At 64.8% G+C, this 10,228-nt stretch carries 6 protein-coding genes; all 6 read left to right on the top strand.

The genetic code is table 11. The features are described 5' to 3' along the window. Positions 1-358: 358 nt before the first annotated feature. The 6 genes from FB597_RS19955 to kdpC all read left to right on the top strand — a co-directional run bounded on the left by FB597_RS19955 (position 359) and on the right by kdpC (position 9,823). The gene (locus FB597_RS19955) at positions 359-1,942 is read left to right on the top strand and encodes a gamma-glutamyltransferase family protein (protein ID WP_144770503.1); all 1,584 of its coding nucleotides are present in this window, start codon (positions 359-361) and stop codon (positions 1,940-1,942) included. A gap of 438 nt (positions 1,943-2,380) precedes the next feature. Next, entirely contained in the window at positions 2,381-4,480 is a 2,100-nt protein-coding gene (locus FB597_RS19950) for a diguanylate cyclase domain-containing protein (RefSeq protein WP_183405778.1), read from the top strand. A gap of 567 nt (positions 4,481-5,047) precedes the next feature. After that, complete coding sequence (gene kdpF / locus FB597_RS19945) at positions 5,048-5,137, top strand: K(+)-transporting ATPase subunit F (RefSeq protein WP_050469665.1); 90 nt, start codon at positions 5,048-5,050, stop codon at positions 5,135-5,137. A gap of 1 nt (position 5,138) precedes the next feature. Beyond that, complete coding sequence (gene kdpA, locus FB597_RS19940) at positions 5,139-6,920, top strand: potassium-transporting ATPase subunit KdpA (RefSeq protein WP_141911546.1); 1,782 nt, start codon at positions 5,139-5,141, stop codon at positions 6,918-6,920. Positions 6,921-7,002: 82 nt separating this feature from the next. After that, a complete protein-coding gene (gene kdpB / locus FB597_RS19935) occupies positions 7,003-9,192 on the top strand; it encodes a potassium-transporting ATPase subunit KdpB (protein ID WP_141911549.1) in 2,190 nt (729 codons plus the stop codon). 28 nt (positions 9,193-9,220) lie between these two features. Next, the gene (gene kdpC / locus FB597_RS19930; RefSeq protein ID WP_141911551.1) at positions 9,221-9,823 is read left to right on the top strand and encodes a potassium-transporting ATPase subunit KdpC; all 603 of its coding nucleotides are present in this window, start codon (positions 9,221-9,223) and stop codon (positions 9,821-9,823) included. Positions 9,824-10,228: the final 405 nt, after the last annotated feature.

Below are 10,228 nucleotides of genomic sequence, written 5' to 3'. Positions count from 1 at the left end.
GACCAAACACCCCGCCGGGCGTACCCTAAAAAAAATTCACACAAACCCCCGCCCCCCCCCCCGCGACTCTGCTTTTCCCATTTTTTTGCCCGATCCGCCGGGGACCCCGAAGGGGCTGGGTAGTTGCGTCGCCTTCTTTTGCTTACTTTTCTTGGCGAGACAAGAAAAGTGAGCGGCTGCCGGGCCGCTCCCGGCGCTCCGCTTCGACCGGAGAAAGAAAAGCATAGAGCCAGTACATCGACCCGCAGCAAGAGCAGACTACCCAAAAAACAGGAAGACCAGACTACCCAAACCACCCAACACATCCACAGGTATCATCCCCACCTTACCCCAATAAAGAAAAACATCAGGAGCCCAAATGTTGTACAGCAAGACCTGCATAGGCGGCATGGTCACCGCCCCCCATCATCTCGCCGCGCAAGCCGGCGCCAACATCCTGCGCGAAGGCGGCAATGCGGTGGAGGCGATGGTTGCCGCGGCGGCGGCCATCGCGGTGGTGTATCCGCACATGAACGGCATCGGCGGCGATGGTTTCTGGGTCATCAGCGAGCCGGGCCGCGAGCCGGTGGCGATCCAGGCTTGCGGCCCGGCGGCGGCATTGGCGAGCAAGGATTTTTACGCATCGCATGCCGATAAAACCATTCCTACCCGCGGCCCGCGCGCGGCGCTGACCGTCGCCGGCGCAGTCGGCGGCTGGGCTGCCGCGTTGGATTATGCGCAGCGCTTCGGCCGCCCGCTGCCGTTGGCGGCCTTGCTGTCCGACGCCATCCGACATGCCCAGTCCGGCGTGCCGGTCACGCGTTCGCAGCACGAGCTCACGCGCGACAAATGGAATGAACTGAAGGACCAGCCGGGCTTTGCCGCCACCTATGCACAGAACGGCATTCCGGCGCAAGGCGCGGTGCTGAAGCAAGCGGCGCTGGCGACCACGCTCACGCGCCTGGCCGAGGCCGGACTCGACGATTTCTATCGCGGCGACCTGGCCGGGATCATCGCCGCCGGACTGGAAGCAGCCGGCAGCCCGTTGCGCGCCGGAGACTTGGCGGCCTATCGGGCGCAGGTGCTGCAGGCGCTGATGGTGCAGCTCAAATCCGGCCGCGTGTACAACCTGCCGCCGCCGACGCAGGGCGTCTCGGCGCTGATGATCATCGGCCTGTTCGACCGCCTGGGCGTGACCGAGGCCGACGGCTTCGCGCATATCCATGGCCTGGTGGAAGCGACCAAGCGCGCCTTCATCTTGCGCAACCGGCATGTCACTGATCCTGCCCACATGAGCGTGGATGCGGCCGACTGGCTGCTGGCCGAGGCGCTGGAACGGGAGGTCGCGCATATCCATCCGCAACGCGCGGCGCCCTGGCCGCATCCGGCCAAGCCGGGCGACACCATCTGGATGGGCGCGGCCGATGCGCAGGGGCGCGTGGTCAGCTACATCCAGAGCATCTTCTGGGAGTTCGGCAGCGGCGTGGTGGTGCCGGACACCGGCATCGTGTGGCAGAACCGCGGCGCCAGCTTCACGCTGGACGACGGCGCCAACCAGCTGCAGCCCGGCAAGCTGCCGTTCCATACCCTCAACCCGTCGCTGGCGCGCCTCAACGATGGCCGCACGCTGGCCTACGGCACCATGGGCGGAGAAGGGCAGCCGCAGACGCAGGCGGCGGTGTTTACCCGCCATGTGCTGTTCGGCCAGAACCTGCAGGCGGCGGTCAGCGCGCCGCGTTGGCTGCTGGGGCGCACCTGGGGCGACGTGTCCACCAACCTGAAGCTGGAAGGGCGGGTGCCGGAGGCGACCGTGGACGCCTTGCGGCGCGCCGGCCACGATGTGCAGGTGGTGGCCGACTACACCGACATGATGGGACATGCCGGCGCCGTGTGCGTGCATCCGGATGGCGTGATCGAAGGCGCTGCCGATCCGCGTGCCGATGGCATTTGCGCCGGCCTTTGAGAGCCTGCCGGGGACGCTTACTTCAATCAAGCATCATGGCTGGCGTCGCGCCGGCCTTTTTCGAACGGACGGAGGAAGATCTTGCGCGATCATCCTGCCGTCCGTTGTCTTTTTGCACGGCCTGGGGCAGTGACAGGCGCTTCCTGCGGCGTGGGATTGCATGTCTTGCCGGCCGGCATGCTGCGCGCCGCCTGATTTCCTTGCGGCCGGTGTTCTGGCGCGCGATGCCTCCCATTCATCGTCGTTTCCTTTTGGCAATGATTTCTTGCACTTTTTTTCCAAAGCCGGTGAAAAAAAGTGAACGATCTGGCAAGATGCCATGTATACAAACGCGGTTCGCAGGGGGAGCCGTCATGCATTTGCCAGTATTTCCGCAATTTGTCCCAATTGAATAAGAAAAAAGCCCCATCTCCTCCGAATCTATCGTCGCTGATCACGATGGGGGTGGTTATCACCGTATTGATCACGATTGTGTCGGTGCTGATCCTGGTGGATCAGTTCACCCGGGGCTATGCGCGCTCGGAGGCGGAGATGCGCCTCAAGCAACTGGCCTGGCAGATGCAGGATGCGCTCGAACGCGGCATGGCCGAACGCCAGATCGATCTGCGCATCCTGGTGACGCGGCCCTCCATCCGCGCCGCCAAGGACTTGCCGCACATGCGCGAGATCCTCAACGAGCTGCAGGCCAGCGTCCCCAATTACGCCTGGATCGGCATGGCCGCCCCCGACGGCACGGTTTTGGTGGCCACCAACGGTTTGCTCGAAGGCCAGAGCGTGGCCGAGCGCCCCTGGTTCAAGGAAGGCCTGGAAAACCTCTATTCCACCGATTACCATCCGGCTCTGCTGCTGGAGCAGAAACTGCCGCCGCAACCGGAGCCCTGGCGTTTCGTCGACATTTCCTCGCCGGTCAAGGACAAGGAGGGACATGTCGTGGGCGTGGTGGGCATGCATCTCTCCTGGGTCTGGGCGCGCGATATCGCGGCCAGGCTGATCGACCCGGCGGCGGCCCGCTATGGCGTCGAAGTCATGATCGTGCGCTCCGACGGCACCGTGATGCTCGGCCCCAAGGAACTGGAAGAAAAGAAGATCGACACCGACAGCTTCCGCGCCTCGCAAAAAGCGCAGGGCGGCGGCGCCGTGCTGGAGCGCTGGCCCGATGGCCGCCACTACATCACCGGTTTCTCGCGCACCGGCCAGGACGCGCGCATGCCGCTCAAGTGGAGCGTGATGGTGCGCCAGCCCGAGTATGTCGCACTGGAAGCCTTTCACAACCTGCAGCAGCGGGTGATTCTGGTGGGCGCGCTGATCGGTGTGGTGCTGGTGATCCTGGCCTACGTGCTCACGCGCCGCCTGGTGGGGCCGGTCAACGACCTGAGCGCGGCGCTGGAGCTGCGCACCGCGGGCGCGCAGGACGTGCAGATTCCGCTGGTCAACAGCTACCGCGAAGTGCAGTTGCTGTCGTCGAGCCTGGTCAACATGGTCGAGCGCGAAGAAACCTACCTGCGCGAAATGCGCTCGCTCAACGAAAGCCTTGAACAGCGCGTGGCCGAACGCACCAGCCGCCTGCACGAAACCGCCATCGCGCTGCAGCAGTCGCTGGACCTGCAGCACGCCAACCAGATCAAGCTGGCCGAAAGCGCGGACGAGCTGCGCGCGATCCTGGAAAACGCCCAGGACGCCTTCATCGCCGCCGACGAGAACGGCGTGATCGTCGAATGGAACCGCCAGGCCGAGCTGTTGCTGGGCTGGATGCGCACCGAGGCGGTAGGCCGCCAGATGGCCGAGCTGATCATCCCGCAGGACATGCGCGAGGCCCATCATCGCGGCATGAAGGGCTTCCTCGAAAACGGCACCAGCGTCGTCATCAACAACCGTATCGAACTGCAGGCCCTGCATCATGATGGCCACGAACTGCCGGTCGAGATCACGGTCGGCCACGTCAAGCGCCACAACGGCCACCTGTTCATCGCCTTCCTGCACGACATCACCGAGCGCCTGGCCTTCCGCGACCAGATGCGCGAGCTGGCGCTGACCGACATGCTGACCAACCTGCCCAACCGCCGCGCCTTTTCCGACCGCCTGCCCGAAGCCATGATGCGCGCGCGCCGCGCGCACCAGCTGATGGCGCTGTTCTTCATGGACATCGACGGCTTCAAGGGCGTCAACGACCGCTACGGCCACGAGGCCGGCGACGAGCTGCTGGTCCAGTTCGCCCAGCGCCTGCAGAGTTCGGTGCGCGACGTCGATACCGTGGCGCGCCTGGCCGGCGACGAGTTCGTGGTGATCCTGGAAAAGCTGCAGACCCAGCAGGATGCGCTCAACGTGGCCGACAAGATCCTCAACGCCATGCGCGTGCCGTTCGAGCTGACGCACTCGCGCATCAACGTCTCCAGCAGCATCGGCGTGGCGATCTACTTCCCCGACGAGGACGGCGAGACCGGGCCGGAGGAGCTGCTGGCCATGGCCGACAAGGCCATGTATGCCGCCAAGCGCCTGGGCAAGAACCGGGTTGAGGTAGGCAAGATCGCCAATGCCTGAGGCGGCGCCGGCAGCGGCGCCGCTCTTGGTTTCTTCTGCTTTCCCGTCGGCGCCGGGAAGAAAAAATTCACCCTCGTCTCTCATGCCGTTCAGTGAAGACTGGCCCTGAGCCAAGCATCAGACCGTTCGGGCTGAGTAGGCCCGTCGGGGCCGTATCGAAGCCAGCGTCACCGGCCTTGCCTGCCCTTCGATACGCTGCTGCGCAGCTACTCAGCTACTCAGGGCGAACGGGGGCGCATTTCACAAACATCAATTTCACAAAAACCAATAAACATGTCGTTCAGCGCTTAACGGCATTGCCCCTCGCCCCGCACTGTTGTTCCCGTACTTCTGTTTACGCGTTGTTTACGCCCCCTCCCCATAGTTTTACCCGGATTTAACGCCCATCGTCCTATCGTTCGACTGTCTCCGATTCCGTCAGGAACGGATTGAACAACGTGAACAAATGGAGTGGGAAATGTGGCAAACCGATTTTCTCTATGTGGGCATGCTGCTGTTGTGCGGCGCCTCGATGTGGGGCTTCGTCGCCCTGTGCGGCCGCCTGGAGCGGCAAGAGGGAGGCAAGAAATGAACGCCATGACTTTGCTCGGATTGGCCGTGTCGGTCGCCTTGCTGGTGTATCTGGTCTACGCCCTGATCAAGCCGGAGGACTTCTGACATGGACAGCAACGCCTATCTCCAGCTAGCCCTCTACCTGGCCGTCCTGCTGGTCTTGTCGGTGCCGCTGGGCTGGTACATCGCCCGCGTGATGGAAGGGAAGTCGAAGATCAACCGCGTCTTCGGCGGTGCCGAGCGCGTGTTCTACCGCCTGTGCGGCATCAGCCGCGATACCGAGATGGACTGGAAGCAGTACGCCATCGCGGCGATCCTGTTCAACTTCCTCGGCCTGGTCTTCGTCTACGCGCTGCAGCGCGTGCAGCAATGGTTGCCGCTGAACCCGCAAGGCCTGGGCAGCGTCGGCGCCGACTCTTCGTTCAACACCGCCATCAGCTTCGTCGCCAACACCAACTGGCAAGGCTACGCGGGCGAGACCACCATGAGCTACCTGACGCAGATGGCGGCCCTGGCGGTGCAGAACTTCGTCTCGGCCGCCACCGGCATCGCCATCGCCTTCGCGCTGATCCGCGGCTTTTCGCGCCACAGCAGCAAGAGCATCGGCAATTTCTGGGTCGACATGACGCGTTCCTCGCTGTACGTCCTGCTGCCGCTGTCGGTGATCCTGGCGCTGGCATTGGTGCAGCAGGGCAGCATCCAGAACTTCAAGCCGTATCAGGAAGTCAAGACGCTGGAAACCACCCATTACACGACGCCCAGGCTGGACGCCGCCGGCCAGCCGCTGAAAGATGCCAAGGGCGAGCCGCTGGTCGAGGCGCAGAGCACCGACCGGCAGACCTTGCCCATGGGCCCGGTGGCCTCGCAGGAAGCGATCAAGATGCTGGGCACCAACGGCGGCGGTTTCTTCAACGCCAATTCGGCGCACCCTTACGAGAACCCGACCCCGCTGTCGAACTTCCTGGAGATGCTGGCGATCCTGATCATCCCGGCCGCGCTGTGCACCAGCTTTGGCGTCCTGGTCGGCGACCGCCGCCAGGGCTGGGCCATCCTGGCATCGATGACGCTGCTGTTCGTGGCGATGACGCTGACCATCCTGTATTTCGAATCGCAGCCGAACCCGATGCTGGCCTCGCTGCACGCATCCGGCCCCGGCATGATGGAAGGCAAGGAAACCCGCTTCGGCATCACCGCCTCGGCCCTGTTCGCCGCCGTCACCACGGCGGCCTCCTGCGGCGCAGTCAACGCCATGCACGATTCGCTCTCGCCGCTGGGCGGGCTGGTGCCGATGCTGCAGATGCAACTGGGCGAGGTGATCTACGGCGGCGTCGGCTCGGGCCTGTACGGCATGCTGATCTTCGCGGTGCTGGCGGTGTTCATCGCCGGCCTGATGATCGGCCGCACGCCGGAATACCTCGGCAAGAAGATCGGCGTGTTCGACATGAAGATGATGTCGATCGCCATCCTCATGACGCCGGCGCTGGTGCTGGTCTTCACTGCCGTCTCGGTGATGGTGGAAAGCGGCCTGGCCGGTATCGCCAACCCCGGTGCGCACGGCTTCTCCGAGATCCTGTATGCCTTCAGTTCGGCCGCCAACAACAACGGCAGCGCCTTTGCCGGGCTCTCGGCCAATACGCCGTATTACAACATCACCACCGGCATCGCCATGTGGCTGGGCCGCTTCGGGATCATCGTCCCGGTGCTGGCGATGGCCGGTTCGCTGGCCGCCAAGAAGCGCCTCGCTGCGACTTCGGGCACTTTGCCCACGCACGGGCCGCTGTTCGTGGCGCTCCTGATCGGCGCCGTGATCCTGGTCGGTGCGCTGACCTATGTGCCGGCGCTGGCGCTGGGTCCGGTGGTCGAGCATCTCCAAATGATGGCCATGTAAGCAAGCTGATCAAGCTGATCAAGCTGATGGAAACCGCTGCGGCCCAAGCGCCGCGGCGGAGCAACCAGAAACGGATACCGATATGACTACCCCTTCTTCTCCTACCCAGTCCGGTGCCGCAGCAGCCGCGGCCGACGCGATACCGTCGGCCGCGCAGACAGTGCGCTGGATGTTCGATCCAAAAATCGTCAAGCCGGCGTTGCGCGACTCGGTGCGCAAGCTGTCGCCGCGCGTGCAGTGGCGCAACCCGGTGATGTTCGTGGTCTACCTCGGCAGCATCCTGACCACGCTGCTGTTCATCCAGGCGCTGGTCGGCAAGGGCGAAGCCCCGGCCGGCTTCATCTTTGCCGTGGCCGCCTGGCTGTGGTTCACGGTGCTGTTCGCCAACTTCGCCGAAGCGCTGGCCGAGGGCCGCAGCAAGGCCCAGGCCGCCGCCTTGCGCGGCGTCAAAAAGAGCGTGCTGGCCAAGAAGCTGCGCCGCGCCGAACTGGCGCGCGGCACCGGCGTCGGCGCCGACCAGTGTGAAGTGGTGGAAGGCGGGACGCTGCGCAAAGGCGACCTGGTGCTGATCGAAGCTGGCGACACCGTGCCGGCCGATGGCGACGTCATCGAAGGCGTGGCCACCGTGGACGAGAGCGCCATCACCGGCGAATCGGCCCCGGTGATCCGCGAATCCGGCGGCGACTTTTCGGCGGTGACCGGCGGCACCCGCGTGCTGTCGGACTGGATCATCGTGCGCGTCTCGGTCAACCCGGGTGAAGCCTTCCTCGACCGCATGATTGCCATGGTCGAAGGCGCGCGCCGCCAGAAGACGCCCAATGAACTCGCGCTCACGCTGCTGCTGGTGGCGCTGACCATCGTGTTCCTGCTGGTGACGGTGACGCTGCTGCCGTTCTCGCTGTTCTCGGTCAGCGCCGCGGGCGCCGGTGCGCCGGTGTCGGTGACGGCCCTGATCGCGCTCCTGGTGTGCCTGATCCCGACCACCATCGGCGGCCTGTTGTCGGCCATCGGCGTGGCCGGCATGAGCCGCATGATGCAGGCCAACGTGATTGCCACTTCCGGCCGCGCGGTGGAAGCCGCCGGCGATGTCGACGTGCTGCTGCTGGACAAGACCGGCACCATCACGCTGGGCAACCGCCAGGCCGCCGCCTTCCTGCCGGCGCCGGGCGTGTCCGAGCGTGAGCTGGCCGATGTCGCGCAATTGGCCTCGCTGGCCGACGAGACGCCGGAAGGCCGCAGCATCGTGGTGCTGGCCAAGAACCGCTTCAACCTGCGCGAACGCGAGATGGCCGGGCTGGGCGCGCAGTTCATCCCGTTTTCGGCACAGACCCGCGTCTCCGGCATCGACCTCGGCACGCGCCGCATCCGCAAGGGCGCGGCCGATGCCATCCGCAAGCTGGCGCGGCAAGCCGACCAGCGCCTGCCCAGCCAGGTCGAGACGGATATCGAATCCATCGCCCGCCGCGGCGGCACGCCGCTGGTGGTGGTCGAGTGGAACAATGAAGCCGATGTCGTCAACAACGGCGCGCCGATTCGCATCCTCGGCACGGTCGAGCTCAAGGACATCGTCAAGGGCGGCATCAAGGAGCGCTTCGGCGAACTGCGCCGCATGGGCATCAAGACCGTGATGATCACCGGCGACAACCGCCTGACCGCCGCCGCCATCGCCGCCGAGGCCGGGGTCGACGACTTCCTGGCCGAAGCCACGCCGGAGCAGAAGCTGGCGCTGATCCGCCAGCACCAGGCCGAAGGCAAGCTGGTGGCGATGACCGGCGACGGCACCAACGACGCCCCGGCGCTGGCCCAGGCCGATGTGGCGGTGGCCATGAACAGCGGCACCCAGGCGGCGAAAGAGGCCGGCAACATGGTCGACCTCGACTCCAACCCGACCAAGCTGATCGAGATCGTCGAGATCGGCAAGCAGATGCTGATGACGCGCGGCAGCCTGACCACCTTTTCCATCGCCAACGACGTGGCCAAGTATTTCGCCATCATTCCCGCCATGTTCGCCGCCAGCTATCCGCAACTGGGGGCGTTGAACGTGATGCACCTGGCCAGCCCCGGCTCGGCCATCATGTCGGCGGTGATCTTCAATGCGCTGGTGATCGTGGCGCTGATTCCGCTGGCGCTGCGCGGCGTGCGCTACCGCGCGCTGGGCGCGGCGGTGCTGCTGCGCCGCAACCTGCTGATCTATGGCGTGGGCGGGTTGCTGGTGCCGTTCGTCGGCATCAAGCTGATCGACATGTTGCTGGCCGCTTTCGGCCTGGTCTGACCCCGCATCGACTTCACAAGGAAACATCATGAAATTACCTGTCTTCAAGAGCACGCTGCGTCCGGCGCTGACGTTGTTCATCCTGCTGGGCGTGTTGCTGGGCGGCGTCTATCCGGCCATCGTCACGGGCCTGGCGCAAGCCTTCTTTCCGCGCCAGGCCAATGGCAGCATTATCGAGCGCGGCGGCGTGGCGGTCGGCTCGGAGCTGATCGGCCAGAACTTCTCCGGCCCCGGCTATTTCTGGGGACGGCCGTCGGCCGCCGGCAATTTTCCCAACAACGGCATGGCCTCCGGCGGCAGCAACCTGGGGCCGACCAACCCGGCCCTCAAGCAAGCCGCCGAGGAGCGCGCCAAGGCCTTGAGCGAAGCCAGCGACGGCAGCCGGCGGGCCGTCCCCATCGACTTGCTGACGGCATCCGGCAGCGGCCTTGATCCGCACATCAGCCCGGCAGCGGCCGATTACCAGGCGATGAGGGTGGCGCAGGCGCGGGGAGTGGGGATTGACCGGATTAGGGGTTTGATCCGGGAGAATAGCGAGGCGCCGCAATGGGGCTTGTTTGGAGAGCCTCGGGTTAATGTGCTGAAGTTGAATTTGGCGTTGGATGCGGTGGCGCCTTTGGGGAATAAATAGCGTTTGTTTTTTTGTTTGTTTGGGTAGTCTGGTCTTGCTGCTGGTCGATGTACTGGCTTGATGCTTTTCTTTCTCCGGTCGGAGGTGAGCGCCGGGGGCGGCCCGGCAGCCGCTTACTTTCTTTGCTTCGCCAAAGAAAGTAAGCAAAGAAAGGCGACCCCTAAGTGCCAGCACCTTCGGGGTGCCCGTTGGAGTGTCATGAAAAATGGGCGAGGCAGAGTCGCTGCGCTCCGACTGCCTCGCTGATCCATTTTTTACCGCCCTCCAACGGCTGGCCCACAAGGGGAGGCAAACCTGACCGCCTCGCCTGCGGCATCGGGCTTGGGAGGGGAGTTGCGCGTTGGCTCCATTTTCTGAACCAAGTCAGTCGCAAGCTTGGCGATGCCGAAGGCGAGCCGGACAAGA

It is taken from the genome of Herbaspirillum sp. SJZ099 (assembly GCF_007828355.1).
GTDB lineage: Bacteria > Pseudomonadota > Gammaproteobacteria > Burkholderiales > Burkholderiaceae_D > Herbaspirillum.
Note: the sequence above shows the minus strand (reverse complement) of the source record. Positions and strands in the feature narration are given on the sequence as shown.